The organism is Blautia sp. BCRC 81119, assembly GCF_003184505.1.
Classification (GTDB): domain Bacteria; phylum Bacillota; class Clostridia; order Lachnospirales; family Lachnospiraceae; genus Blautia_A; species Blautia_A fusiformis.
This window is the reverse complement of the sequence record NZ_QJHD01000032.1, coordinates 22,415-47,859: the sequence shown is the minus strand read 5'-3', so window position 1 is coordinate 47,859 and position 25,445 is coordinate 22,415. Positions and strand designations below refer to the sequence as shown.

Genomic DNA, 25,445 nt, shown 5'->3' with positions numbered 1-25,445 from the left:
AGAGCAGAAAAGATGGGAATTATCAAGGCGCTTAAGCTGGGATTTGACTATCAGAGATACGATGATGACGGCAATGTGGTAGACATGCAGCGTGCAGTCAATGATGTGGACCTGGACATTAAAGCAGGAGAATTTGTGGCAGTTCTGGGACATAACGGATCCGGAAAATCCACACTGGCGAAGCATATGAATGCGCTTCTGATCCCAACAGAGGGAACGATGCTGGTGGACGGGATCGATACCGCCAGAGAGACCAAACTCTGGAAGGTACGCCAGAAGGCAGGAATGGTATTTCAGAATCCGGATAACCAGATCATAGGAACCGTTGTGGAAGAGGATGTAGGCTTTGGTCCGGAAAATATGGGAGTTCCTACAGATGATATCTGGAAACGGGTGAATGACAGCCTGGAAAAAGTCGGTATGACAGCCTATCGTTATCAGTCCCCAAACAAACTTTCCGGAGGGCAGAAGCAGAGAGTGGCTATTGCAGGCGTGATGGCCATGCGCCCGCGGTGCATCATTCTGGATGAGCCTACCGCCATGCTGGATCCTAACGGAAGAAAGGAAGTCCTGGAGGCAGTGCGGGAGCTGAACCGTAAGGAAAAGGTAACAGTCATTCTGATCACCCATTACATGGAGGAAGTGATCCATGCTGACCGTGTTTATGTCATGGACAGCGGAAATGTTGTGATGCAGGGAAATCCCAAAGAGATCTTTTCCCAGGTGGATACCCTTAAGGCGTATGGACTGGATGTACCACAGGTAACACTTCTTGCATATGAACTGAAGAAATCCGGCGTGGATGTTCCGGATGGAATACTGACTACAGAGGAGCTGGTGAGCGCATTATGTCAATCGAATTAAAAAATGTAACCTATACCTACAGCCCCGGGACAGCCTATGAGAGCCATGCGCTGAAGGATGTCAGCCTTGTGATCCCGGACGGCCAGTTTATCGGGATCATCGGACACACAGGAAGCGGAAAATCCACGCTGATCCAGCATCTGAATGCGCTGGTACAGCCAACATCCGGCCAGGTTCTGTATAACGGAGAAGATGTGTGGGCTGAGAAATATGACCGGAAACAGCTCCGCAGCGAGGTTGGTCTGGTGTTCCAGTACCCGGAGCATCAGCTGTTTGAAAATGATGTGATCTCGGATGTATGTTTCGGACCTATGAATCAGGGACTTTCCAGGGAAGAAGCAGAGAAAGAAGCGAAGCAGGCGCTGACTCAGGTTGGAGTAAAAGAGTCCAATTTCAAGAAATCACCCTTTGAGCTTTCCGGAGGCCAGAAAAAAAGAGTAGCTATTGCAGGGGTTCTTGCCATGAACCCGAAGATTCTGATCCTGGACGAGCCCACAGCAGGGCTTGACCCGAAGGGCAGGGATGATATCCTGGATCAGATCGCAGAGCTTCATAAGGTGCGAGGGATAACCATTGTTCTGGTTTCCCACAGCATGGAGGATATTGCGAAATACGTGGAGCGCCTCATTGTTATGAATCACGGAGAAGCTGTATTTGATGATGAGCCGAAGAAGGTTTTTTCCCATTATAAGGAACTGGAAACCATGGGACTTGCCGCACCGCAGATCACTTATATCATGCATGCGCTGAAGGAACATGGGCTGCATGTGGATGCAGATGCCACAACGGTGGAGGAAGCCAGAGACAGTATCCTTGCCGTACTTGCGCAGGCGAACTCTCCATTACTGAACAAAGGAGGGGCGGAAAAATGATCAGAGATATTACCATTGGCCAGTATTATCCGGCCAAATCCGTTCTTCACAGACTGGACCCACGGACCAAATTTCTGGGAACTCTGGGATTTCTGATCTCTGTGTTCCTGTTCCATACATTTCTCGGATATGCGGTGGCAACAGCATTTCTGGTAGCTATGATCGCAATATCCAAGGTTCCGGTGAAATTCATGTTCAAGGGTCTGAAGGCTATCGTTATGATCCTTCTGATCACGGTTGTGTTCAATATCATCCTGACGCCTGGCGAAGTGCTGTGGCGTTTCGGGATCATCAAGGTCACAAGGGAAGGCCTTGTTCTTGCAGGAAGAATGGCGATCCGTCTTGTTTACCTTGTGATCGGATCTTCCATCATGACATTGACTACCACGCCGAATCAGCTGACAGATGGTCTGGAGAGACTGCTCCGTCCGCTGAACAAGATCCGGGTGCCGGTACATGAGATCGCCATGATGATGTCCATTGCCCTTCGCTTTATCCCGATCCTTCTGGAGGAGACGGATAAGATCATGAAGGCACAGATCGCCAGAGGTGCAGATTTCGAAAACGGAAACCTGATCCAGAAGGCGAAAAATATGGTACCCCTTCTTGTGCCGCTGTTTATTTCGGCGTTCCGTCGCGCCAATGATCTGGCAATGGCCATGGAAGCAAGGTGTTACCATGGTGGAGAGCACAGAACTCAAATGAAGCCGCTGCATTATGAAAAAAGAGATTATGCGGCCTATGGGATCCTTGTGGCATATCTTGCGGTGGGTGTTGCATTCCGTGTGGCGGGACTGTAGCCAAATCCTGCCGGTACTCAGACATGGAACGGTCCGAAGCGTTGCATTTTGCACAGCGGAACTGTAATCGGATCAGGCAGGCATTTTGCAGGACGGTATGTCTGTTTTGGGATAGAAAGTACTGCAGGGATGTCTGTATCAGGAGGGAATATATTTTATGAAACGAGTAGGACTTGTTGTAGCTTATGATGGAACCAAGTACTCAGGCTGGCAGACACAGCCAAATGGAATCACCATTCAGGGCGTTTTAAACGATACCTTAAGTGAGCTGCTTGGGGAAAAAATCGAGACCATCGGTGCCAGCCGTACAGATGCAGGAGTGCACGCTCTTGGAAATGTGGCGGTGTTTGATACCGAATCCAGGATCCCCGGGGAAAAATTTTCCTATGCACTGAACCAGAGACTTCCGGAGGATATCCGTATCCAGCTTTCTGAGGAGGTGGAGCCGGATTTTCATCCCCGTTACTGTGACAGTGAAAAAACATATGAATATCGTATCCTGAACCGGCGGTTTCCGGTGCCAACGGAGCGTTTGTACTCTTATTTTTACCATTATAAACTGGATGTGGATAAGATGAAGGAAGCAACATCTTATCTGATCGGACGCCATGATTTTGCCAGCTTCTGCGGCTCCGGCGCACAGGTGAAGACCACCATCCGTACCGTGACCTCCATGGACGTGTGGAGAGATGGTGACATGGTGACCATCCGCATTTCAGGAACAGGTTTCCTTTACAATATGGTGCGTATCATTTCCGGAACCCTGATCGAGATCGGAAACGGGCAGTATCCGCCGGAACGCATGGATAAGATCCTGAAAGCCTGTGACCGCGGGGCAGCAGGCCCCACAGCTCCGGCTCAGGGGTTGACGCTGATGGGAATCGAGTTTTTCTGAAAACAGGAATTTTGTTGAAAATTACAAGAAAAAACAGTTGACAGGCAAGGTGCCTTATAATATAATAACTCAATGTGACGTAGTGCGAAGATGCTTGAGCCAATAGCCCCGGCGACGGCATTTTATCAGCGGTTTCGGACATTTCCGCGATTTATTTTGCACCCGCGTTTCCATTTACTTTTTTTCGCGGAAGTACCGCGGTTTGAGAAACATTATCGTTGATAAATAACAGGAGGTAGGACCATGCAGACTTATATGGCTAATCCGGATAAAATCGAAAGAAAATGGTATGTAGTTGACGCAGAGGGTTGCACTCTGGGACGTCTGGCATCCGGTGTTGCAAGTGTTTTAAGAGGAAAGAACAAACCTCAGTTTACACCGCACGTTGACACAGGAGATTATGTAATCGTTGTAAACGCTGATAAGATCAAAGTTACAGGCAAGAAGCTTGAGCAGAAGATTTATTATAACCACTCCGACTATGTTGGTGGAATGAAAGAAACCACATTAAAAGAAATGTTAGCAAAGAAACCTGAGAAGGTTATCGAGCTCGCAGTTAAGGGAATGCTTCCGAAAGGACCTCTTGGAAGAGCTATGAACAAGAAACTTTTCGTATACGCAGGACCAGAGCACAAACATGAGGCTCAGAAGCCTGAAGTTTTAACATTTTAATAGGAGGTAGAAAACATTGGCTAGCGCAAAATTCTACGGAACAGGAAGAAGAAAGAAATCAATCGCAAGAGTTTACCTGGTACCTGGAACAGGTAAAGTCACTATCAATAAAAGAGACATCGATGAGTACTTCGGACTTGAGACTCTGAAGGTTATCGTTCGTCAGCCACTGGCTTTAACAGAGACAGAGGGTAAATTCGACGTGATCGTTAATGTTCACGGCGGTGGATACACAGGACAGGCTGGAGCAATCCGTCATGGTCTTTCCAGAGCACTCCTTGAGGCAGACAAAGACTACAGACCAGCTCTTAAAGCTGCTGGATTCCTTACACGTGATCCACGTATGAAAGAGCGTAAGAAATACGGTCTCAAGGCAGCTCGTCGCGCGCCTCAGTTCAGCAAGAGATAATCTGCTGTTCAAACCGTATCAAAATGGTTCAAAAACCCCGGAAAATCAAGGTTTTCCGGGGTTTTACTATATCTAAACGGGCTGATATAGTTTGACCAAATTTAGCAAAACGAGAGCCGTTTTCACCCAATTTTTAGTGGTCCGCAAGTGGTTAACCGGCCAAAAAGAGGGCAAAAAGAGGGTCAAGTGGTGCCCAAAGTGGTTAACCGAGAGCCGATTTTGTGGGTGTTTTGGGGGCTACTTTTCAGCCATCTTTCCCCTCGTTTTTGGCTGTGGCAGTTTGGCATAGTTTGACCTAATTTGAATAATTGAATATGAATTTGATACAGCACTCAGTGTAAAATGACTGGGTGCTTTTTTCATTTCAGGAACTCATATTCCGGCCATAGAAAGAGCCGTCACTTCACTTTTTATTTTGGAGTGGCGGCTTTTTCTATTTCCAGAAGCAACAGCAACAATCAGAAATGAGGTGAAGTCAATGAACACGCAAATCATCGCCATCGCCAACCAGAAGGGCGGCGTTGGCAAAACCACCACCTGTGCCAATCTTGGAATCGGTTTGGCACAGGCCGGAAAGAAAGTCCTGCTGATCGACGGAGATCCGCAAGGAAGCCTGACTATCAGCCTGGGCAATCCACAACCGGACAAGCTGCCCTTTACGCTGTCGGACGCTATGGGGCGTATCCTGATGGATGAGCCGCTTCGTCCCGGCGAGGGTATCCTGCACCACCCAGAGGGCGTAGACCTGATGCCTGCGGACATCCAGTTATCCGGTATGGAGGTATCCCTGGTAAATGCCATGAGCCGTGAGACTATCTTGAGGCAATATCTGGACACGCTGAAGGGGCAATACTCCCATATCCTCATCGACTGCCAGCCCTCCCTTGGGATGCTCACAGTCAATGCGCTGGCCGCTGCAAACAGGATCATAATTCCCGTTCAGGCGGAGTATCTGCCCGCCAAAGGGCTGGAACAGCTGCTCTCCACGGTAAACAAGGTAAAGCGGCAGATCAACCCCAAGCTCCAGATAGACGGTATCCTGCTGACGATGGTTGACAGCCGAACCAACTTTGCCAAAGAGATTTCCGCACTTTTGCGAGAGACCTATGGCAGCAAGATCAAAGTATTCGGCACAGAGATTCCCCATTCTGTCCGGGCAAAGGAAATCAGCGCCGAGGGAAAAAGCATTTTTGCCCATGATCCCGGCGGCAAGGTGGCAGAGGGCTACAAAAATCTGACGAAGGAGGTGTTGAAACTTGAAAAGCAGCGCGAAAAAAATAGAGCTGGCATCGGTAGATGATCTGTTCTCCACCGAAGAAGGCCGCCAGGATGCAAAGCTGGAAAAGATTCAGGAAATTCCGTTGTCTGAACTGCATCCGTTCAAGAACCACCCATTCAAAGTCAAGGATGACGAAGCCATGATGGAGACCGCTGACAGTATCAAGCAGTATGGCGTTCTGGTTCCGGCCATTGCCCGACCGGACCCGGAGGGCGGTTATGAGCTGGTAGCCGGACACAGGCGGCACAGAGCCAGTGAACTGGCAGAAAAGGAGACCATGCCGGTCATTGTTCGGGATTTGGATGATGATGCCGCTACAATCATTATGGTTGACAGCAATTTACAACGAGAAAGCCTGCTCCCCAGTGAAAGAGCATTTGCTTATAAAATGAAGCTGGATGCCATTAAGCACCAAGGAGCCAGGACGGATTTAACTTCGGCCCAAGTTGGGCCGAAGTTGACTGCGGCAGAAAAAATCGCGGAGAACAGTCCAGATAGCAAATCACAGATTAAGAGATTTATCCGTCTGACAGAGCTGATTCCTGAATTGATGGATATGGTGGATGAAAAGAAGATTGCCCTGAACCCTGCCTATGAGTTGTCCTTTCTCAAAAAGGAGGAACAGGTAGACCTGCTGGACGCGATGGACAGTGAACAGGCTACCCCTTCTCTTTCCCAAGCCCAGCGGCTCAAGAAATACAGCCAAGAGGGGCATCTGACCCTCGATATGATGCGTGTCATCATGGGTGAGGAAAAGAAAAGTGATCTGGACCGAGTGACATTTACCTCTGACACTTTGCGGAAGTATTTCCCCAAAAGCTACACGCCCCAGCGGATGCAGGAAACCATCATCAAGCTGCTGGAGGCATGGCAGAAAAAGCGTCAGAGAGACCAGGAACGATGAAAGGAGCCGCCTATGAGGGATATTTCAGCCCGTGAGCTGAAAGGACACAACATTCTCGCCGTAGAGAGGTTTTGGGATAATACCCGCTGGATGATCGAGTTTTCCGTCCTGCGTCCCAGCACTGCTTACGGCAGCCGCGGAGATGAAATGCGGTTGTTTTTGACTGAGGATGGGTATCAGACCGCCCTGCAAAGCCAACAGCGCCGGGAGATCAAAATCAAGCGTTACGCTCGTGTGATTGAGGGACATATCCTCGATTTCAAACCGGGAAAACGCCGCCGCTCATAAACCCATACAACGAAAGGAAAGGAATGACTATGTGTACGGTAAAGGAAATTCAAGAAGCAATCCGGGAAGATTGCAGATCTCAGCATGACATGGATTCAACGGATATTGACCGCGTGATGCAAACACTTCCTTTCGCCCAGGAGGAGCCATTTACAGAGGCGCGTCCCCAAAAGCCGCTGTTTTGGTTCTATGCAAGAAAATTTGAAAAGCGCTGAACACCGCAATTCTTTGAAATGAGGATTGCGGTTTTTTGTACCCAAAATTCGGAAGGAGTGAGGTCGATGGCCGTTTTTCGCATTGAACGGACCCGTGATTATACCGTGATGAGCAATCATCATTTACGAAATGCAAATCTGTCGTTAAAAGCCAAGGGGCTGCTTTCCATGATGCTGTCTTTGCCAGAGGACTGGAATTACACTACCCGTGGCCTTGCAAAGATCTGTAAGGAAGGCGTGGATGCCATCGGTGCTGCCCTGCGTGAACTGGAAGGAGCCGGATATATCGTGCGCCATCAGAGACGCGATAAAAGTGGGCGGATTACAGATACCGAGTATGTCATCTATGAACAGCCCCAGCCAGATATGTCCCAGCCGGATACGGCTTCACCAGATACGGAAAACCCGGATATGGTAAGACCGGATATGGAAAAGCCCGCAGAATTAAATATAGAGAAATCAAATACAGAAAAATCAATTACTTATGGATCAAGTACCGATTCCATTCCCTTCCGGGAAACAGCGGCGGCAAGACCGCCGGAACGGAAAGGAAGGGATGCGATGTCTGTCACAGAGATAGAAAATTATCGGGAGTTGATTTTGGAGAATATCGAGTATGACTGCTTGAAGCAGCGTTATCCTCTCTACCTGGATGACCTAAATGAGATCGTAGAGCTGTTGGTCGAAACGGTCTGTGCCAAACGAAAGACCACCCGGATCTCTGGGGCAGACTTCCCTCACGAGATCGTGCGTTCCCGTTTTTTGAAACTGGACAGCTCCCACATCGAGTTTGTCATGGACTGTCTGCAAAAGAATACCACCCAGGTACGCAACATGAAGCAGTACCTGCTTGCAGTGCTGTTCAATGCGCCTACCACCATGAACAATCACTTCACTTCATTGGTCAACCACGATATGCACGCAGGCGGCTGGTAAAGGCCGCCTTTTATCATGCCAAAGGAGGCACGACATGAACCAGATGGAAATTTTCAAAAACCCGGAGTTTGGCAGTATCCGGGTCATCGAAGAAAACGGCAAATACCTGTTCTGCGGAACGGATGTGGCCGCTGCGCTGGGGTACAGCAATCCCCGCGATGCAATTATCCGCCATTGTAGGTATGTCGTGAAACGCGACGCACCTCACCCACAAAGCCCCGACCGCAAAATCAGTATGACTTTTATCCCCGAAGGAGATTTGTACCGCCTGATCGTTCACAGCAAATTGCCATCGGCAGAGCGGTTTGAACAGTGGGTATTCGATGATGTCCTGCCTACTATTCGTAAGCACGGGGCCTATCTCACAAAAGAGAAGCTGTGGGAGGTTGCCACTTCCCCGGAGGCTCTGATGAAGCTCTGCTCAGACTTGTTGGCTGAGCGTGAAGCGAATATTTCTCTGCGTAAGGAAAATGCACAGCTGGAGGGCAAAGCCGCTTTCTATGACCTGTTCATCGACTTAAAGCACAGCACCAATCTCAGGACTACCGCCAAAGAGTTGGATGTCCCGGAGCGCCGGTTTGTTCGGTTTCTGATAGAACGGCGGTTTGTGTACCGCACGGCATCCGGCAATGTGCTGCCTTATGCCAATGTGAAAAATGCAGGGCTGTTTTGCGTCAAAGACTACTGCAACCACGGTCATACCGGTTCCTACACGCTGGTCACGCCCCAGGGCAAGCTCTATTTTGCTCAGCTGCGGGAGATGATCTTGCTGGTCTTATAAGAACAGAAAGGAAGTGGGTTTTATGCAGGAAGGAAAAACAATCGGTCAGCTGATGGAGGAAATGCGTCAGAAAGCCGGGGCGCAGAACTATCACGGCCATGACTACATGGATCTTCAGCGATTTGCGGAGAACACCCGGCACATGATTATTTTTGATGTGCTGACGAATGACTCCCCGGTGGGCTGGAAAGGAGAACGAACCCGCCTGTTTTTGTCAGATATAGGCTATGAAAAAGCTCTGGACAGTCAGGCAAAGGGGCAGATCAAGATTCTCAGCCATGCAAAGGTCAGAAATGGAGATTTGTTTTATGACCACAAAGAACAGATACGATAGGAGGAATCTGATATGAATGAGGAAAAGAAAGTCCCCTTCAAGTGGGAATATGGGGAAGAAACCATATCGCTGCAACTTGGGATGTATGCGAATAATCAGCGGCTTTATATCGGCATGATTACCCATACAGAAGATGGAGCAGAACCGTTTGCAGATATGACGGTGAACCTACCGGGATATTCCCTGGACCCCGGAGAGGCGTTTATTTCCGGTGACATCAGCAAGGACCTGCTGCGATTCATCAAAGAGAACAAATTGGGGAAGGTGCTTCCCTATCAGGTGCAGTCCGGTTATGGAAAATATTCTGCCGTTGCCTTTGATCTGGAGAAGTTGAAGGTATTTGATCCCAAAGGTGTGGCAGAGTTTCGGGAAGAGTGGAATTTGCCGGATAAGAAGCCGGTAAAGAAAAAGAGCCGCGGGATGGAGCGATGAAGAAATATTTTCTCCGGCGGCTGGTGGTCCCGCCTTAGAAGAAAATGCACCACCCCTGCACATTTTGTGGAAAGGAGGCGATGAAAATGCAGGAAGAAGTGGAAAACAGAACTTTAACGCTGGTTGTCAGTGGAACAAAGTTCACCGGCAGGCTGCTCAAAGCCGCCATCAGCAAGTACATGGCCCACTGCAAGGAAAAGAAGCTGCAAAAGCAAAGAAGCCGTGACGCTCCTGTGACACCCCACGGAAAACAGACCGTCAAGCAGCTCATTGGTCAGAATCAGGGGATCTCCAATATCGAGATCACAGACCCTTCCATCAAGGAATTTGAGAAGATCGCCCGGAAATATGGTGTGGACTATGCGGTGAAGAAAGACCGCAGTAGCTCCCCACCCAAGTACCTGATCTTTTTCAAAGGCCGTGACGCCGATGCGCTGACCGCTGCATTTACCGAGTACACCAGCAAAAAGGTCAAGAAGGCCGAGAAAACAGAACGCCCGTCTGTGCTGGCAAAACTCAGTCAGTTCAAAGAGATGGTCAAAAATGCCGTGGTGGACCGCACCAAGCGAAAGGAGCTGGAACGATGAAAAAGCAGTTTGACATCAAAAAGCTCGTTTTGCTGAACCTGCCCTATCTCCTGATGGGGCTGTTTACTACCAACTTCGGGGAGGCATGGCGACTGGCTCAGGGGGCAAATGCTTCAGCGAAATTCCTTTCTCTGTTTGCTGTCCTGCCTGGGGCGCTGCAAAGCATCTGGCCCAGCCTGCACCCGCTGGATCTGCTGGTGGGGCTGTGCTGCGGTGCTGGCCTGCGTCTGGCGGTGTATCTCAAAAGTAAAAACGCCAAGAAGTACCGTCACGGCATGGAGTATGGTTCTGCCCGTTGGGGAACCCATGAGGACATTGCACCCTACATCGACCCGGTATTCCAGAACAATGTGATTCTGACGAAAACGGAGAGCCTGACAATGAACAGCCGCCCCAAGGACCCAAAGACCGCCAGAAACAAAAATGTGCTGGTGATTGGCGGCTCCGGTTCCGGTAAGACCCGCTTCTGGCTCAAACCGAATCTGATGCAGATGCACAGTTCCTATGTGGTCACAGACCCGAAGGGAACCATTTTGGTGGAGTGCGGAAAAATGCTCCAAAGGGGCGCACCCAAGCTGGGGAAAGACGGAAAGCCTATGAAGGATAAGCACGGCAAGGTCATTTATGAGCCGTACCGAATCAAGGTCCTAAATACCATCAACTTCAAGAAGTCCATGCACTATAACCCTTTCGCCTATATCCATAGCGAAAAGGACATCTTGAAGCTGGTAACAACGCTGATCGCCAATACCAAAGGCGAAGGCAAGGCCGGAGACGATTTCTGGGTAAAAGCAGAAACCTTGTTATACTGCGCGCTTATTGGCTATATCCATTATGAGGCTCCGGTGGAGGAACAAAACTTCTCCACCCTCATTGAGTTCATCAACGCCATGGAAGTCCGTGAGGATGACGAGGAGTTCAAAAACCCCGTAGACCTGATGTTTGATGCACTGGAAGCCGAGAAGCCAAACCACTTTGCGGTGCGCCAGTATAAGAAATATAAGCTGGCCGCCGGAAAAACAGCCAAGTCGATTTTGATTTCCTGCGGCGCTCGCCTTGCCGTGTTCGACATTGCAGAGTTGCGTGAGGTCACGGCTTATGATGAGCTGGAGCTGGATACTCTGGGAGACAGGAAAACTGCTCTGTTCCTCATAATGAGTGATACGGATGACAGCTTTAACTTCCTGATCTCCATGTGTTATACCCAGCTTTTCAATCTGCTCTGCGAAAAAGCCGACGATGTGTATGGCGGCAGGCTTCCGGTTCATGTGCGCTGTTTGATTGATGAGTGTGCTAACATCGGGCAGATTCCGAAACTGGAAAAGCTGGTGGCCACCATCCGAAGCCGTGAAATCTCTGCCTGTCTGGTGTTGCAGGCACAGAGTCAGCTCAAGGCGATCTATAAGGATAACGCAGATACCATCATCGGTAACATGGATACATCCATCTTCCTGGGCGGTAAAGAGCCGACTACCCTCAAAGAGCTGGCTGCCGTGCTGGGCAAGGAAACCATCGACACCTACAACACCGGAGAGAGCCGTGGGAGGGAAACCTCCCATTCACTCAACTATCAAAAATTGGGGAAAGAGCTGATGAGCCAGGATGAGCTTGCTGTTATGGATGGAGGCAAGTGTATCCTCCAGCTGCGCGGTGTGCGTCCTTTCCTTTCGGATAAGTACGACATCACCAAGCACCCCAATTTCAAGTACACTGCCGACGCGGATGACAAGAACGCTTTTGATATTGAAGCATTCTTGTCCGCAAGGCTGAAACTCAAGCCCAATGAGGTCTGCGATGTATATGAAGTAGACACAAAGGGCGCTTAATTTCGTTCCGCTTTAGAAGGGAGTGATCTTATCTATTCGCCGCACCTGCCCTCTATGGGCCATTGGCGTACAAAGCGGACAATCGCAAGAAAAAATAATGAAAAAGGAGGACAGCCGGAATCATGCCCCCCGGAAACCGGGCGGCAGATTGTTCCGGCTTTTGTATGCCTATGAGACATGACAAACCTATTTTTTAATCAGATTCCGGCTAACAAACTATATGGCATTTTTTGAACAGGCAATCACCGTTCTTCAGACCCTCGTTATCGCGCTCGGTGCCGGTCTCGGTATCTGGGGCGTTATCAACCTGCTGGAAGGTTACGGCAACGACAACCGTGCGACACGTTCGTAAGTGAAAAGCTTACGCACAAAGTCGAAGGGCTTTCAAGCCTGAAACTTTGGAGAACTGATATTCCGATGAGTGAAATGAGGGAGTAACGCCCCGAAGCGCTCACACTGATACTCCGACTGGCATCAGCGTGCAACCGCCAAAGTGTCAGAAGCTCGGTAAAGTCGGCAGAGAGTAGCCGTAAATATGGCTAACTACCATATACGAAAGCTATCCAGCGGTGGATGGTGCTACCTATATGCCGGGTGTCGGTTACCCATGGTCAGAATGTACGAAAGTACTGACGAACTTCCGAATGTACGAGTCTAAACGTTGATACTGTCGAAAGGCAGTAGCCCTTGTACGGGCGTGTCCGTGGATTAGTAAGAATGGTTGTTATGAACATCCATATATCGTTACAGGCGATATGATTATGCATGATTGGACACAGGCTTAGAGGAAGGACCTAAAGATAATCAATGATAGGAATATCGGAACGTGGAAAGCTGGGAACGTATGAAACAAGCCGTTGCAGGTCGTTGGACGGGAAAGCCGGGCAAAACCGGTACAACCGTACTTAATCCCAGTGAGAGTAGGGGCACAGTACCTGTGAAGCGATGCTAAACATCGTGGAGGGATAGCCCCAAGTCGAATTCAACAGAAAAAAATGAATATACGATAAACGCAGCTTCGAGTATGACAAAGAAAATCCAAACCGAAGGGAGAGGATGCCTGTGTTGACTTCGAAACAGCAAGAACAGAAATCTAAACAGAGAAAAATCCGCAATTCTGAGTATTATGACATGATAAGTACTTTTGATGGATTGTATGCAGACAGTAAGAAAGACAAGATATTTAATCATCTTATGGAAATCATCGAAAGTGAAGAGAATATCAAGCTGGCATACAGAATGATAAAGACGAATACAGGAAGTGATACCGCAGGTGTGGACAAAAGGACAATTAATGACCTTGCTAAATTAAACGAGGAAGAATATGTCCGTCTCATAAGAAAGCAATTCAGCTGCTATCACCCACGCCCAGTAAAGCGTGTGGAGATACCAAAGCCCAATGGAAAGACCAGACCTCTGGGAATTCCAACTATCGTTGACCGAGTGGTACAGCAATGCATCTTACAGGTCATGGAGCCGATATGCGAGGCAAAATTCAGCGATAATTCTTACGGATTCCGCCCGAATAGATCCGCTGAACATGCCATCGCTCAGTGTATGCGATTGATACAGGTACAGCATATGTATCACGTAGTAGACCTTGATATTAAAGGATTTTTCGATAACATCAATCATACTAAACTGATAAGGCAGATATGGGCATTGGGAATAAGAGATAAGAAACTGTTATGCATCATTAAGGAAATGCTGAAAGCACCTGTTATTCTGCCAAATGGAGATAAAACTTTCCCCACCAAGGGAACCCCACAAGGCGGTATCCTGTCGCCATTGCTTGCAAACATTGTTTTGAACGAGTTGGATTGGTGGATTACTTCCCAATGGGAAGAAATGCCAACGAAAACAGATTTTACAACAAGAAGCAATAAGCAGGGAACAGTTATCAAAAGCCATGCTTACAGGGCTTTGCGCAGAAGCAGATTGAAAGAAGTGCATGCGGTGCGATATGCCGATGATTTCAAGATCTTCTGCCCTACACATGCAGAAGCCGTCAGAGCGTATAAAGCCACAGAAATGTGGTTAAAAGACCGCCTGGGTCTTGATATAAGCCCAGACAAATCTAAGGTTGTCAATCTAAAAAGACAGTATTCTGATTTTCTCGGATTCAAACTGAAAGTGCGGAAAAAGGGAAAGAAATATATCGTCAGGTCACATATGTGTGACAAGGCATACAAAAAGGCTCATGAAAAGCTGACCAAGGAAGTAAAAACTTTGGCTCATTCGCCAGATGACACAGCTCAGTTTATACAGTTACAGAAATATAATTCTGTAGTCGCAGGACTGCATGAATACTACTGTATAGCAACAGAAACAACAGCGGACTTTGGAAAGCTTGCCTTCAGTATCAATAAACAGCTTAGAAATCGGCTGAAAGGCGATGTGTCCCGTAAGGGTTCTCTGAAAAATGGTTTTATCAAGGACAAGTATGGTAAAAGCAGGCAATTGAGATTTCTGCACGAACGTCCCATTGTTCCAGTGGGAGCCGTTCCGCAGAAAAATGCCCAAAACAAAAGGAAAAACATCAATAAGTACACTGTCAAGGGACGAGAGCTGATTCATAAGAATCTAGCTATTAATACCGACGCAATGTTATGGCTGATGCGTAATCCTGTCAAGGGCAGGTCAATCGAATATACAGACAACAGAATATCACTATTTGCGGCTCAATATGGAAAATGTGCAGTTACAGGACTTCCTATGGAAGTATACGACATTCACTGTCATCATAAAATGCCATTAGGCAAAGGTGGTACAGATGCATACGAAAATCTGATTTTAGTCTCAAAAGCCATCCATGTGATTATCCATGCATCGTCTGAAATCACTATCAGAGAATATCTGAACCCACTGCAATTAGATGATTCTAAACTTGCAAAGCTTAACAAACTTCGAACTATGGCAGAAATGCCTGTAATCATTCTTTGATAAATATGCTGTTACGAAGTGTGTAAATCGTATATGAAAAACCTTGGCTGTTGAATTCGATGGAACGCCGTGTGCGGTGAAAGCTGCATGCACGGTGTGGAGCGGGGGAAAATCTGGAGATTATATCAAAAGATTACCTATCGCTATCCGGCGCCAAGAGCCAGGGCATGAAGCAGCTCATGGCCGGTGCTGGTGTAGCCGTAGTCGGCATGGTCCTTGTACCTCTGCTCTCCGGGCTTTTCTCTGTCTAAGCGTCTCCGTATGAAATCCTTGCCGCTCCCGCAGCTTTGCGGGGGCGGCGGAAAGGAGGTTGACACCGTATGGATTTCTTACTTGAAGCCCTGACAAATTGGCTGAAAGAAATGCTGGTGGGCGGTATTATGAGCAACCTTTCGGGGATGTTTGACAGTGTAAATCAGCAGGTCGCGGATATATCCGTACAGGTAGGCCAGACCCCACAGGGATGGAATGGCAGTATTTTCAGCATGATTGAGAATCTGTCCAACTCCATCATGGTGCCGATTGCAGGTGTGATTCTGGCTATCGTGATGACCGTAGACCTGATCCAGATGATTGCAGACAAGAACAACCTGCATGATGTGGATACCTGGATGATTTTCAAGTGGGTGTTCAAATCAGCTGCCGCCATCCTCATTGTCACAAACACATGGAATATCGTGATGGGCGTCTTTGATATGGCGCAGAGCGTAGTGGCGCAGGCGGCAGGGATTATCAATTCGGATGCGTCCATTGACATTTCCTCAGTTATGACCGATCTGGAACCGAGGCTGATGGAAATGGATCTGGGACCGCTGTTCGGACTGTGGTTCCAATCCCTCTTTATTGGCATTACTATGTGGGCGTTGTATATCTGTATCTTTATCGTTATTTATGGCCGTATGATCGAAATCTACCTTGTGACTTCGGTGGCTCCCGTTCCAATGGCTGCAATGATGGGTAAAGAATGGGGCGGTATGGGCCAGAATTACCTCCGATCCCTGCTGGCGCTGGGCTTTCAGGCGTTTCTCATTATCGTCTGCGTGGCAATTTATGCTGTGCTGGTGCAGAACATCGCTCTGGAAGATGACATCATCATGGCAATCTGGAGCTGCGTGGGCTACACCGTACTGCTATGTTTTACGCTGTTCAAAACCGGCAGTCTCGCCAAATCAGTCTTTCAGGCGCACTAAAACGGAAGGAGGTTTCCACATTGGCTTATGTACCCGTACCCAAGGACTTAACAAAAGTCAAAACAAAGGTCATGTTCAATCTGACCAAGCGGCAGCTTATCTGCTTCACGGGCGGAGCGCTTATTGGCGTACCGCTTTTCTTTTTGCTCAGAAAACCTACCGGAAACAGTGTAGCGGCTATGTGTATGATGCTGGTTATACTGCCATTCTTTATGATGGCTATGTACGAAAAGCATGGACAGCCCCTGGAAAAGATCGTGGGCAACATTCTCAAAGTAGCTGTGATCCGTCCCAAGCAGCGTCCCTACCAGACCAATAACTTTTATGCCGTATTAAAGCGGCAGGAAATGCTCGATAAGGAGGTGTATGACATTGTTCACCGCAATAAAAAAATGGCTGCATCGGATGTTCGGGAAAACCGAGGAAAAAACTGTGCAGCCGGTAAAGACAAAGAAAAAGCTGTCCCGCGCCGATAAGAAGCAGATCGAAGCGGCCATTGTCCGCGCCAACCGCACGGACAAAAAAGGAAAATCTGCGCAGGACAGTATCCCTTATGAACGGATGTGGCCGGACGGAATCTGCCGCATATCGGACAGCCACTACACAAAGACCATTCAGTTTCAGGACATCAACTATCAGCTCTCCCAAAACGAAGATAAGACGGCAATCTTTGAGGGTTGGTGTGATTTCCTCAATTATTTTGACAGCTCGATTCATTTCCAGCTGTCTTTTTTGAACCTTGCGGCATCGGAGGAGACCTTTGCTAACTCCATTTCCATCCCGCCCCAGAGGGATGCCTTTGACAGTATCCGCGAGGAATACACCACAATGCTGCAAAATCAGCTGGCCAGAGGTAACAACGGTCTCATCAAGACCAAATACCTGACTTTTGGTATCGACGCAGACAGCATCAAAGCTGCCAAGCCCCGTCTGGAGCGTATTGAGACCGATATACTTAATAACTTCAAGCGTCTTGGTGTAGCTGCCAGAACGCTGGACGGTAAAGAAAGGCTTTCTCAGCTTCATGCAGTATTCCACATGGACGAACAGCTCCCATTTCAGTTTGAATGGGACTGGCTGGCCCCTTCCGGTCTGTCCACAAAGGATTTTATTGCACCAAGCTCCTTTGAGTTCCGCACCGGCAAGCAGTTCCGTATGGGCAAGAAATACGGGGCTGTTTCTTTTTTGCAGATTCTCGCACCGGAGCTGAATGACCGTCTGCTGGCTGATTTTCTGGATATGGAAAGCTCGCTCATTGTGAGTATGCACATTCAGTCGGTGGATCAGGTGAAAGCCATCAAAACGGTAAAGCGCAAGATTACCGACCTTGACCGCAGTAAGATTGAGGAACAGAAAAAAGCAGTCCGCGCCGGATATGACATGGACATCATTCCCTCTGACCTTGCCACATACGGCAGTGAAGCGAAAAAACTCTTGCAGGATTTGCAGAGCCGCAACGAGAGAATGTTCCTTTTGACCTTTCTGGTGCTGAACACAGCGGACAATCCCCGTCAGCTTGGCAACAACATTTTCCAGGCAGGCTCCATTGCCCAGAAGTATAACTGTCAGCTGACCAGGCTGGACTTCCAGCAAGAAGAAGGGCTGATGAGCTGTCTGCCCCTGGGACTCAATCAGATCGAGATCCAGCGAGGACTGACCACCAGTTCTACGGCCATCTTTGTACCGTTCACCACACAGGAACTATTCCAGAACGGCAAAGAAGCTCTGTACTACGGCATCAACGCCCTGTCCAACAATCTCATCATGGTAGACAGAAAGCTGCTGAAAAACCCCAACGGCTTGATTTTGGGTACGCCGGGTTCCGGTAAGTCCTTCAGCGCAAAACGAGAAATTGCCAACTGCTTTTTGCTTACCAGTGATGATGTTATCATCTGTGACCCGGAAGCGGAGTACGCACCTCTTGTTGAGCGTCTGCATGGGCAGGTCATCAAGATCTCGCCTACCTCCACCAACTACATCAATCCGATGGACCTGAACCTGGACTACTCGGATGATGAAAGCCCGCTGTCCCTCAAGTCTGATTTTATCCTCAGCTTATGTGAGCTGATTGTGGGCGGTAAGGAGGGCTTGCAGCCGGTGCAGAAAACCATCATCGACCGCTGTGTGCGTCTGGTCTATCAGACTTACCTCAATGACCCGCGCCCGGAGAATATGCCCATACTGGAGGACCTATATAACCTGCTTCGGAAACAGGAGGAAAAGGAAGCCCAGTATATCGCTACGGCCCTTGAAATCTATGTAACCGGCTCCCTCAATGTGTTCAACCACCAGAGCAATGTGGACATCAACAACCGCATTGTCTGCTATGACATCAAGGAACTGGGCAAGCAGCTCAAGAAAATCGGTATGCTGGTGGTACAGGATCAGGTGTGGAACCGCGTTACCATTAACCGCGCTGCCCACAAGTCCACCCGTTACTACATCGACGAGATGCACCTGCTTTTGAAGGAGGAACAGACCGCTGCCTATACAGTGGAAATCTGGAAGCGATTCCGTAAATGGGGCGGAATCCCGACAGGTATCACCCAGAATGTCAAAGACCTTTTGAGCAGCCGCGAGGTAGAGAACATCTTTGAAAACTCCGACTTCGTGTATATGCTCAACCAGGCAGGCGGAGACCGTCAGATACTTGCCAAGCAGCTGGGCATTTCCACGCACCAGCTTAGCTATGTGACCCACTCCGGTGAGGGCGAGGGCCTGTTGTTCTATGGTTCCACGATCCTGCCTTTCGTGGATCACTTCCCGAAGAATACCGAGCTGTACCGTATTATGACCACCAAACCTCAGGAACTGAAAAAGGAGGATGAATGATTATGAACCCCAACATTTTGAATAAAAACCCGCTGATGTTTTTTGACAGGGCGGTAAATGCCCAGCGTAGCCAGCTGCTTACGGTCATGGCTGATGCGGTAAGTGAGTGCCGCACGGCGGCAGATCAGGCAGCCGAACTGAATGAGACCGGTCAGGTGGGGCTGCTCCGTCTGGCAGAGGTCTGGAGCACCATCCGTGCCAAGGAAGGTATGGGTGGTCTGGTTCTGGAAGGAACCGAAGCGAAAATCCTGTCCGATGTGGTGGCACAGTTTTATGCCTACCTGTCCGGTTGTATGTTCAACGATCCTGTGGGAATGGCCATTTATGCAGAGCTGCACTACATGATGTCCTCCCTCATGCTGGGAGAATGGTTTGAATAAGGAGCCGCGCCTGCGCTTTACTGATGAGGAACGGTCTGACCCTGCGCTGGAAAAGCCGATCCGTAAAGCGGAGAAAGCTGCGGCCAGAGCAGATAAGGCGCAGGCCAATATCCCAAAGAAAAAGGTCAGGCAGACGGTCATCGACCCGGATACCGGAAAAAAGACCTCGAAGTTGACCTTTGAGGACAAGAAAAAGCCACCCTCCAAACTTTCTCAAGGGGTCAAGGAAGCTCCCGTCCATCTGGTTGCGGGCAAGCTCCACAAAGAGATCCGGGAAATAGAACAGGACAATGTGGGCGTGGAAAGCGCCCACAAGTCCGAGGAAGCGGTGGAGACCGGCGCTTATCTGGTGCGGGAGGGCTATCGCAGCCACAAGCTGAAGCCGTACCGCAAAGCAGCCCAGGCAGAGCGTCAACTGGAAAAGGCAAATGTAAATGTTCTGTACCAGAAATCTTTGCAGGAAAATCCCCAGTTTGCCAGCAACCCTCTTTCACGCTGGCAGCAAAAGCAGGCCATCAAAAAGCAGTATGCCGCCGCCAAACACGCCGGTCAGACTGCCGGAAATACCGCCCAGGCGGCATCCAAAACCGGAAAAGCCGCAAGGACGGTAAAAGAAAAGGTACAGCAGGCAGGGGCATTCGTCATGCGCCACAAGAAGGGTTTCCTGATGGCAGGGGTTTTGTTCCTCATTACCTGTATGCTGATGAATACCATGTCCTCCTGCTCCATGATGGCGCAGAGCATCGGTTCCGTTCTCTCCGGCACCACCTATCCGTCGGATGACCCGGAAATGCTGGCGGTGGAGGCAGATTATGCAGCCAGAGAAGCCCAGTTGCAGGAGGAAATCGACAACATTGAAAGCAGTCACCCAGGGTATGACGAGTATCGCTATGACCTTGGTATGATCGGCCATGACCCTCATGAGCTGGCAGCATTTCTCTCTGCCGTCTTGCAAGGCTACACCCGGCAGAGCGCTCAGGCAGAGCTGGCGCGTGTGTTTGCAGCACAGTATCAGCTGACGCTTACTGAGGAAGTGGAGATTCGCTACCGCACGGAGACCTCCACCGACCCGGAGACCGGCGAGACCACCTCAGAAGAAGTCCCCTATGAGTATTACATTTTGAATGTGAAACTCACCAGCAAGCCCATTTCCGCTGTGGCGTCGGAGATTCTGACCCCGGAGCAGATGGAAATGTATCAGGTCTACCGACAGACCATGGGCAATAAGCCGTTGTTGTTTGGCGGCGGTTCCCCTGATACCAGCGGCTCGGAAGATCTGTCCGGTGTGCAGTTCATTAACGGTACCCGCCCCGGCAATCCTCAGCTGGTGGAACTGGCCAAGCGTCAGGTGGGCAATGTGGGCGGCTATCCTTATTGGAGCTGGTATGGCTTTGACAGCCGCGTGGAGTGGTGCGCCTGCTTTGTATCCTGGTGTTATAACCAGGCTGGAAAAAGTGAACCGCGCTTTGCAGGCTGTGAGTGGCAGGGCGTTCCGTGGTTCCAGTCTCATGGACAATGGGGTGCAAGAGGCTATAACAATCTGGCTCCCGGAGATGCAATTTTCTTTGATTGGGATTTGGATGGGACAGCAGACCATGTGGGTATCGTGATCGGTACGGATGGCAGCCGTGTTTATACCGTGGAGGGAAATTCCGGCGATGCCTGCAAGATCAAAAGTTATGACCTGAATTATCAAAGCATTAAAGGCTATGGTCTGATGAACTGGTAACAGAGATTTTTAAGAAGGAGTGATAGACGATGGCAAAGAACAAAATTGAGCGCATTGACCAGGAGATTACAAAGGTCCGCGAGAAGATCGCAGAGTATCAGGAAAAGCTCAAGGCGCTGGAAGCACAGAAAACCGAGGCAGAAAATCTGGAGATCGTCCAGATGGTGCGCGCTCTGCGTATGACCCCGACTCAGTTGAGCGCCATGCTGTCCGGTGGCACAGTTCCCGGCAGTTTGGCTGATGACAATAACGAACAGGAGGAAAACAGCTATGAGGAATAAACGATTGCTCCGAACACTTTCCGCCTTTTGCCTAACAATGGTTGTGGCATTTGGCTTTACGATCCCTGCTTTTGCACAGGGGTCAGAACAGGCACCGGCGGCACCGGCAGAGGATTCTACCAATGATAGCAACGTGATTGTGGAAGAAACAGAACCAGCACCGGCACTTACACCGGAGGGGAATGCGGCACTGGTGGATGATTTTGGAGGAAATAAGCAGCTTATTACTGTTACGACCAAAGCTGGAAATTACTTTTACATCCTGATTGACAGGGCGAATGAGGACAAGGAGACTGCTGTTCACTTTCTGAACCAGGTGGATGAAGCGGATTTGATGGCACTGATGGAAGATGAAAATGTCAAAGAGAAGCCGTCTGCTGTGTGTAGCTGCACGACAAAATGTGAAGCAGGGGCAGTCAATACGGCCTGCCCGGTCTGTGCAACTGATAAGAGTAAATGTACGGGCAAAGCACCGGAACCTCCGGCAGAAACATCGGAGCCGGAAAAAGAGAAGCCTGCCGGATTGAACCCGGCTGCGATAGTCCTTTTGCTGGCTCTGCTGGGAGGCGGTGGCGTATTTGCCTACTTGAAGCTCGTTAAGAACAAGCCTAAGACCAAGGGCAATGACAGTCTGGACGATTATGATTATGGCGAGGAGGATTCCGAGGAATGGGAAACCGAGGATGAGGAGTCGGACGAGCCGGACGCTGACGGGGGCAGCACAGAAGAAGATGATGAGGACAGTGTGAAATGACCCGTTTCACAGACAGTCCCTATGAACGCATGATGACACGCAGGCCGGAGGGCGGGAAGGAAACTTCCCGTCCTCCTTCTTTACCCCACAGCCACCCCTGCTATGGCTGCGGGAGTTATGGAAGCCCCTGCGTAGGCATCTGCCATCGTGAGATGGAACGCTGGCTCAAAGAAAGGAAACGAAAAAAATGAGTGTTCTGATTATATTTATCAAGCTGATTGCTGTTTTTGACCTGCTGGTGATCGCCGTGTATTTTGGCGGCGACATTCTTTCTACCATGTTAAACAAACTTCGGAGAAAGCCAAAGCAAGATGACCCCTTTGATTTCTCCTTAGATACCGTGACAGTTTCATTGTCCATAGATTCTATCCGTCAGCTTTATTCCGGTGACGCGGCAGAGTTTGTGGAAGAAAAGATCCTGCCAAATGCGGAGAAAACAATGGCCGTTTTGACGGAACAAGAACAGACGGCGACTCGTCTGCTCTTATCTGCTCTGATCGGTTTTCTTGCAGCAGAAGCTCCTATGGATGAACAGAGCTTTCCTTTGATGATGGAACTTCTGAACTGTATGGAAGGGGAAAAAGAAGATGGTTGCCAGGATGCAGTAGATAGTTTACTTGAAGATGCCGCCTGCAATACCCGCCGTCACGAAGAATATTACAGCAATTATCAACGCTACCAGCTGATGCAGGTGGATAAAACCCGTGTCATTTTGGCTTGTCGTATCATCATCAATGACCTGCTGGGGAAACTGTACCGCTATGACTACCGGTTTGGTTATAACCTGCTACTGGATGAGGAAAACAGCATAGAGAAAAAACTGCACACGCCTGTGCGGGAAGAATGGGAGGCTGAAGATGATGAGATATAAACTGGTAATCGCTGAAAAACCATCGGTTGCACAAAGTCTGGCCGCCGTGATCGGCGCGACTGCTCGTAAGGACGGCTATCTGGAGGGGAACGGCTGGCGTGTCAGCTGGTGCGTGGGCCACCTGGCCGGTCTTGCGGATGCAGACAGCTATGACCCCAAGTACGCCAAGTGGCGATATGATGACCTGCCTATTCTGCCGGAGCATTGGCAGATGGTGGTGGGAAAGGATAAGAAAAAGCAGTTTGATATTCTCAAAAAGCTGATGAACGCCCCGGATGTGATGGAAGTGGTAAATGCCTGTGATGCCGGACGCGAGGGTGAGCTGATCTTCCGCAGCGTCTATGAGCTGGCAGGCTGCCAAAAGCCCATGAAACGCCTCTGGATTTCTTCGATGGAGGACTCCGCCATAAGGGAGGGCTTTGCAAACCTGCGCCCCAGTGCGGACTATGACGGACTTCGGGATGCTGCCCTCTGCCGTGCCAAGGCCGACTGGCTGGTGGGGATCAATGCCACAAGGCTTTTTTCCGTGCTGTACCACCGCACCCTCAACATCGGGCGCGTGATGTCCCCAACGCTGGCACTGATTGTCCAGCGAGAAGCTGAAATCGACACCTTTAAGCCGGTTCCTTTTTATACCGTGGCGCTGGAGCTGCCCGGTCTTACCGTATCCGGGGAGCGCATGAGTGACCGAGCAAGCGCAGAGCAGCTGAAAGAAGCTTGCCAGGATGCAGCTGTCACAATCAAAAAAGTGGAGTGCAAGGAAAAGTCCGAAAAGCCGCCTGCCCTCTATGACCTGACTACTCTGCAAAGAGATGCCAACCGCCTGCTTGGATTTACAGCCCAGCAGACCCTGGACTATCTGCAAAGCCTGTATGAAAAGAAGCTCTGCACCTATCCCCGTACTGACAGCCGCTATCTGACCGGTGATATGGCAGACAGCCTGCCGGTGTTGGTGAATCTGGTTGCCAATGCTATGCCGTTTTGCAAAGGGATCGCCATTACCTGTGATCCGCAGACAGTCATCAACGATAAGAAAGTAACCGACCACCACGCAGTAATCCCTACCCGAAATCTCAAGGATGCAGACCTTTCTGCCCTTCCTGCGGGAGAAAAAGCGGTGCTGGAGCTGGTGGCCCTGCGTCTGCTGTGTGCCGTGGCCCAGCCCCATATCTATTCGGAAACCGTTGTGATTGCAGCGTGTGCCGGTAGGGAGTTTACCGCCAAAGGAAAAACGGTGAAGCACCCCGGATGGAAAGCACTGGAGGACGCCTACCGTGCCAAAATGAAGGATGCAGAGCCGAAAAAAGAGGGCGCAGAGAAAGCCCTGCCGGAGCTGACCGAAGGACAGACCCTTTCAGTTGTTGCTGCAATCGTCAAAGAAGGCAAAAGCAGTCCGCCCCTGCACTTTACGGAGGACACCCTATTGTCCGCGATGGAGACTGCTGGAAAAGAGGATATGCCGGAGGATGCCGAGCGAAAAGGTCTGGGGACACCGGCCACCCGTGCCGGTATTTTGGAAAAGCTGGTATCTGCCGGTTTTCTGGAACGAAAAAAGAGCAGGAAAACGGTGCAGCTTCTCCCTTCCCACGATGCAGTTTCCCTGATCACAGTGCTGCCGGAACAACTGCAATCGCCGCTTCTGACTGCCGAGTGGGAGTACCGACTGGGCGAGATCGAGCGCGGGCAGCTTGCCCCGGAGGAGTTTTTGGACGGGATCAGCACCATGCTGAAAGATCTGGTAGGGACTTATCAGGTCATCAAGGGAACTGAGTACTTGTTCACTCCGCCCCGTGAGGTGGTGGGCAAATGCCCTCGCTGCGGCGGTGAAGTTGCAGAACTGCAAAAAGGCTTCTTCTGTCAGAATGATTCTTGCAAATTTGCAATCTGGAAAAATAACAAATGGTGGGCTACCAAGAAAAAACAGCCGACCAAGGCTGTGGTGTCTGCACTGCTGAACGATGGCCGTGTCCGTGTGACGGGCCTATATTCGGAGAAAACCGGAAAGACCTACGATGCCGCTGTGGTTTTGGAGGATGATGGACAGTACGCCAACTTCAAGCTGGAATTTGACCAGCGGAAAGGAGGCAGCCGATGAAGCTCTCTTTAGTGGAACGGGAAACCATTCTCCTCTATAACCAGGCAGAACCAATGGCTGAGGTCTACACCCACGATCCCCGTCTGATGGAGAAGCTGGAACTGCTGGCAAAAAAGCACCCCGACCAGATCACCCGAAAGGACGCCCATAACTTTACCGTCCCCAAGCGGTGTGTATCAGTCCGGGAGCCATACAGCGCCGAGCGTCGCAAAGCTGCCAGTGAGCGTGCGAAAGCCGCCGGATACCAGCCCCCTGTGAAAAAGTCCGGCAGTTAAA

Annotated in this window: 28 protein-coding genes and 2 pseudogenes; all 30 read left to right on the top strand. The window is 49.8% G+C overall.

Annotation, left to right across the window (positions count from 1 at the left end; all coding sequences use genetic code 11):
- The first annotated feature begins 12 nt into the window (after positions 1-12).
- The 30 genes and pseudogenes from DMI82_RS16895 to DMI82_RS16740 all read left to right on the top strand — a co-directional run bounded on the left by DMI82_RS16895 (position 13) and on the right by DMI82_RS16740 (position 25,444).
- On the top strand, positions 13-864 hold the full coding sequence (locus DMI82_RS16895; RefSeq protein WP_059086107.1) for an energy-coupling factor transporter ATPase: 852 nt from the start codon (positions 13-15) through the stop codon (positions 862-864).
- Positions 849-1,736 (top strand): energy-coupling factor transporter ATPase, encoded by an 888-nt coding sequence (locus tag DMI82_RS16890; protein WP_110104047.1) that lies wholly within the window; start codon positions 849-851, stop codon positions 1,734-1,736. Before DMI82_RS16895 ends, DMI82_RS16890 begins: the two co-directional genes overlap by 16 nt.
- Positions 1,733-2,536, top strand: a complete 804-nt coding sequence (locus DMI82_RS16885) for an energy-coupling factor transporter transmembrane component T family protein (protein WP_015527359.1) — start codon at positions 1,733-1,735, stop codon at positions 2,534-2,536. The genes DMI82_RS16890 and DMI82_RS16885 overlap by 4 nt, the downstream gene beginning before the upstream one ends.
- A 157-nt stretch (positions 2,537-2,693) precedes the next feature.
- Positions 2,694-3,431 (top strand): tRNA pseudouridine(38-40) synthase TruA, encoded by a 738-nt coding sequence (truA, locus tag DMI82_RS16880; RefSeq protein ID WP_021650594.1) that lies wholly within the window; start codon positions 2,694-2,696, stop codon positions 3,429-3,431.
- Between the two features lie 243 nt (positions 3,432-3,674).
- Positions 3,675-4,103 carry a 50S ribosomal protein L13 gene (rplM, locus tag DMI82_RS16875; protein ID WP_021650595.1) on the top strand — a complete coding sequence of 143 codons (429 nt, stop codon included), beginning with the start codon at positions 3,675-3,677 and terminating at the stop codon, positions 4,101-4,103.
- Positions 4,104-4,119: 16 nt separating this feature from the next.
- A complete protein-coding gene (gene rpsI, locus DMI82_RS16870; RefSeq protein ID WP_110104046.1) occupies positions 4,120-4,512 on the top strand; it encodes a 30S ribosomal protein S9 in 393 nt (130 codons plus the stop codon).
- A gap of 478 nt (positions 4,513-4,990) precedes the next feature.
- Positions 4,991-5,812 (top strand): ParA family protein, encoded by an 822-nt coding sequence (locus tag DMI82_RS16855; RefSeq protein WP_024738648.1) that lies wholly within the window; start codon positions 4,991-4,993, stop codon positions 5,810-5,812.
- Complete coding sequence (locus DMI82_RS16850; RefSeq protein WP_062807364.1) at positions 5,769-6,695, top strand: ParB/RepB/Spo0J family partition protein; 927 nt, start codon at positions 5,769-5,771, stop codon at positions 6,693-6,695. Before DMI82_RS16855 ends, DMI82_RS16850 begins: the two co-directional genes overlap by 44 nt.
- A 12-nt stretch (positions 6,696-6,707) precedes the next feature.
- Complete coding sequence (locus DMI82_RS16845; RefSeq protein WP_110104045.1) at positions 6,708-6,983, top strand: DUF5720 family protein; 276 nt, start codon at positions 6,708-6,710, stop codon at positions 6,981-6,983.
- Between the two features lie 23 nt (positions 6,984-7,006).
- Entirely contained in the window at positions 7,007-7,198 is a 192-nt protein-coding gene (locus tag DMI82_RS16840; RefSeq protein WP_320077636.1) for a hypothetical protein, read from the top strand.
- Positions 7,199-7,264: 66 nt separating this feature from the next.
- Entirely contained in the window at positions 7,265-8,134 is an 870-nt protein-coding gene (locus tag DMI82_RS16835) for a DUF6017 domain-containing protein (protein WP_110104043.1), read from the top strand.
- A gap of 34 nt (positions 8,135-8,168) precedes the next feature.
- Positions 8,169-8,915, top strand: coding sequence for a BRO family protein (locus tag DMI82_RS16830; RefSeq protein ID WP_110104042.1), 747 nt, complete (start codon positions 8,169-8,171; stop codon positions 8,913-8,915).
- 22 nt (positions 8,916-8,937) lie between these two features.
- Complete coding sequence (locus DMI82_RS16825; RefSeq protein WP_006775629.1) at positions 8,938-9,249, top strand: DUF5720 family protein; 312 nt, start codon at positions 8,938-8,940, stop codon at positions 9,247-9,249.
- A 12-nt stretch (positions 9,250-9,261) separates the two neighbouring features.
- Positions 9,262-9,681 (top strand): DUF4313 domain-containing protein, encoded by a 420-nt coding sequence (locus DMI82_RS16820; protein ID WP_006775630.1) that lies wholly within the window; start codon positions 9,262-9,264, stop codon positions 9,679-9,681.
- 86 nt (positions 9,682-9,767) lie between these two features.
- Positions 9,768-10,268, top strand: coding sequence for a PcfB family protein (locus DMI82_RS16815; protein WP_002570687.1), 501 nt, complete (start codon positions 9,768-9,770; stop codon positions 10,266-10,268).
- Entirely contained in the window at positions 10,265-12,094 is a 1,830-nt protein-coding gene (locus DMI82_RS16810) for a VirD4-like conjugal transfer protein, CD1115 family (protein ID WP_110104041.1), read from the top strand. The genes DMI82_RS16815 and DMI82_RS16810 overlap by 4 nt, the downstream gene beginning before the upstream one ends.
- Positions 12,095-12,314: 220 nt before the next feature.
- Positions 12,315-12,443 (top strand): annotated as a pseudogene (locus DMI82_RS16805) (Maff2 family mobile element protein); the annotation flags it as partial.
- 707 nt (positions 12,444-13,150) lie between these two features.
- The gene (ltrA, locus tag DMI82_RS16800; RefSeq protein ID WP_110104040.1) at positions 13,151-15,037 is read left to right on the top strand and encodes a group II intron reverse transcriptase/maturase; all 1,887 of its coding nucleotides are present in this window, start codon (positions 13,151-13,153) and stop codon (positions 15,035-15,037) included.
- A gap of 149 nt (positions 15,038-15,186) precedes the next feature.
- Positions 15,187-15,288: pseudogene (locus tag DMI82_RS16795) on the top strand (Maff2 family mobile element protein); the annotation flags it as partial.
- Positions 15,289-15,357: 69 nt separating this feature from the next.
- Positions 15,358-16,227, top strand: a complete 870-nt coding sequence (locus DMI82_RS16790; protein ID WP_004797480.1) for a VirB6/TrbL-like conjugal transfer protein, CD1112 family — start codon at positions 15,358-15,360, stop codon at positions 16,225-16,227.
- Positions 16,228-16,247: 20 nt separating this feature from the next.
- A complete protein-coding gene (locus DMI82_RS16785) occupies positions 16,248-16,703 on the top strand; it encodes a PrgI family protein (protein ID WP_110104039.1) in 456 nt (151 codons plus the stop codon).
- On the top strand, positions 16,660-19,059 hold the full coding sequence (locus DMI82_RS16780; protein WP_110104038.1) for a VirB4-like conjugal transfer ATPase, CD1110 family: 2,400 nt from the start codon (positions 16,660-16,662) through the stop codon (positions 19,057-19,059). Before DMI82_RS16785 ends, DMI82_RS16780 begins: the two co-directional genes overlap by 44 nt.
- Positions 19,056-19,439 carry a DUF3851 domain-containing protein gene (locus DMI82_RS16775; RefSeq protein WP_005335863.1) on the top strand — a complete coding sequence of 128 codons (384 nt, stop codon included), beginning with the start codon at positions 19,056-19,058 and terminating at the stop codon, positions 19,437-19,439. Before DMI82_RS16780 ends, DMI82_RS16775 begins: the two co-directional genes overlap by 4 nt.
- Positions 19,432-21,168, top strand: a complete 1,737-nt coding sequence (locus DMI82_RS16770; RefSeq protein WP_110104037.1) for a C40 family peptidase — start codon at positions 19,432-19,434, stop codon at positions 21,166-21,168. The genes DMI82_RS16775 and DMI82_RS16770 overlap by 8 nt, the downstream gene beginning before the upstream one ends.
- Before the next feature lie 29 nt (positions 21,169-21,197).
- Complete coding sequence (locus DMI82_RS16765) at positions 21,198-21,449, top strand: DUF4315 family protein (protein WP_006777886.1); 252 nt, start codon at positions 21,198-21,200, stop codon at positions 21,447-21,449.
- The gene (locus DMI82_RS16760) at positions 21,439-22,203 is read left to right on the top strand and encodes a DUF4366 domain-containing protein (RefSeq protein WP_110104036.1); all 765 of its coding nucleotides are present in this window, start codon (positions 21,439-21,441) and stop codon (positions 22,201-22,203) included. The genes DMI82_RS16765 and DMI82_RS16760 overlap by 11 nt, the downstream gene beginning before the upstream one ends.
- Positions 22,200-22,394, top strand: coding sequence for a hypothetical protein (locus DMI82_RS16755; RefSeq protein WP_110104035.1), 195 nt, complete (start codon positions 22,200-22,202; stop codon positions 22,392-22,394). The genes DMI82_RS16760 and DMI82_RS16755 overlap by 4 nt, the downstream gene beginning before the upstream one ends.
- Positions 22,391-23,074: a hypothetical protein gene (locus tag DMI82_RS16750; protein ID WP_004797797.1), complete on the top strand. Its 684-nt coding sequence runs from the start codon at positions 22,391-22,393 to the stop codon at positions 23,072-23,074. Before DMI82_RS16755 ends, DMI82_RS16750 begins: the two co-directional genes overlap by 4 nt.
- Positions 23,061-25,169, top strand: a complete 2,109-nt coding sequence (locus tag DMI82_RS16745; protein ID WP_110104034.1) for a type IA DNA topoisomerase — start codon at positions 23,061-23,063, stop codon at positions 25,167-25,169. The genes DMI82_RS16750 and DMI82_RS16745 overlap by 14 nt, the downstream gene beginning before the upstream one ends.
- The gene (locus DMI82_RS16740) at positions 25,166-25,444 is read left to right on the top strand and encodes a hypothetical protein (RefSeq protein WP_004798047.1); all 279 of its coding nucleotides are present in this window, start codon (positions 25,166-25,168) and stop codon (positions 25,442-25,444) included. The genes DMI82_RS16745 and DMI82_RS16740 overlap by 4 nt, the downstream gene beginning before the upstream one ends.
- Position 25,445: the final 1 nt, after the last annotated feature.

What these genes read in the sequence shown, in the direction of transcription:
- DMI82_RS16895 (WP_059086107.1), top strand. Translation starts at nt 13, where the DNA reads ATGGGAATTATCAAGGCGCTTAAGCTGGGATTTGACTATCAGAGATAC.
- DMI82_RS16890 (WP_110104047.1), top strand. Translation starts at nt 849, where the DNA reads ATGTCAATCGAATTAAAAAATGTAACCTATACCTACAGCCCCGGGACA.
- DMI82_RS16885 (WP_015527359.1), top strand. Translation starts at nt 1,733, where the DNA reads ATGATCAGAGATATTACCATTGGCCAGTATTATCCGGCCAAATCCGTT.
- truA (WP_021650594.1), top strand. Translation starts at nt 2,694, where the DNA reads ATGAAACGAGTAGGACTTGTTGTAGCTTATGATGGAACCAAGTACTCA.
- rplM (WP_021650595.1), top strand. Translation starts at nt 3,675, where the DNA reads ATGCAGACTTATATGGCTAATCCGGATAAAATCGAAAGAAAATGGTAT.
- DMI82_RS16855 (WP_024738648.1), top strand. Translation starts at nt 4,991, where the DNA reads ATGAACACGCAAATCATCGCCATCGCCAACCAGAAGGGCGGCGTTGGC.
- DMI82_RS16845 (WP_110104045.1), top strand. Translation starts at nt 6,708, where the DNA reads ATGAGGGATATTTCAGCCCGTGAGCTGAAAGGACACAACATTCTCGCC.
- DMI82_RS16840 (WP_320077636.1), top strand. Translation starts at nt 7,007, where the DNA reads ATGACTATGTGTACGGTAAAGGAAATTCAAGAAGCAATCCGGGAAGAT.
- DMI82_RS16835 (WP_110104043.1), top strand. Translation starts at nt 7,265, where the DNA reads ATGGCCGTTTTTCGCATTGAACGGACCCGTGATTATACCGTGATGAGC.
- DMI82_RS16830 (WP_110104042.1), top strand. Translation starts at nt 8,169, where the DNA reads ATGAACCAGATGGAAATTTTCAAAAACCCGGAGTTTGGCAGTATCCGG.
- DMI82_RS16825 (WP_006775629.1), top strand. Translation starts at nt 8,938, where the DNA reads ATGCAGGAAGGAAAAACAATCGGTCAGCTGATGGAGGAAATGCGTCAG.
- DMI82_RS16820 (WP_006775630.1), top strand. Translation starts at nt 9,262, where the DNA reads ATGAATGAGGAAAAGAAAGTCCCCTTCAAGTGGGAATATGGGGAAGAA.
- DMI82_RS16815 (WP_002570687.1), top strand. Translation starts at nt 9,768, where the DNA reads ATGCAGGAAGAAGTGGAAAACAGAACTTTAACGCTGGTTGTCAGTGGA.
- DMI82_RS16810 (WP_110104041.1), top strand. Translation starts at nt 10,265, where the DNA reads ATGAAAAAGCAGTTTGACATCAAAAAGCTCGTTTTGCTGAACCTGCCC.
- ltrA (WP_110104040.1), top strand. Translation starts at nt 13,151, where the DNA reads ATGCCTGTGTTGACTTCGAAACAGCAAGAACAGAAATCTAAACAGAGA.
- DMI82_RS16790 (WP_004797480.1), top strand. Translation starts at nt 15,358, where the DNA reads ATGGATTTCTTACTTGAAGCCCTGACAAATTGGCTGAAAGAAATGCTG.
- DMI82_RS16775 (WP_005335863.1), top strand. Translation starts at nt 19,056, where the DNA reads ATGATTATGAACCCCAACATTTTGAATAAAAACCCGCTGATGTTTTTT.
- DMI82_RS16765 (WP_006777886.1), top strand. Translation starts at nt 21,198, where the DNA reads ATGGCAAAGAACAAAATTGAGCGCATTGACCAGGAGATTACAAAGGTC.
- DMI82_RS16760 (WP_110104036.1), top strand. Translation starts at nt 21,439, where the DNA reads ATGAGGAATAAACGATTGCTCCGAACACTTTCCGCCTTTTGCCTAACA.
- DMI82_RS16755 (WP_110104035.1), top strand. Translation starts at nt 22,200, where the DNA reads ATGACCCGTTTCACAGACAGTCCCTATGAACGCATGATGACACGCAGG.
- DMI82_RS16750 (WP_004797797.1), top strand. Translation starts at nt 22,391, where the DNA reads ATGAGTGTTCTGATTATATTTATCAAGCTGATTGCTGTTTTTGACCTG.
- DMI82_RS16745 (WP_110104034.1), top strand. Translation starts at nt 23,061, where the DNA reads ATGATGAGATATAAACTGGTAATCGCTGAAAAACCATCGGTTGCACAA.
- DMI82_RS16740 (WP_004798047.1), top strand. Translation starts at nt 25,166, where the DNA reads ATGAAGCTCTCTTTAGTGGAACGGGAAACCATTCTCCTCTATAACCAG.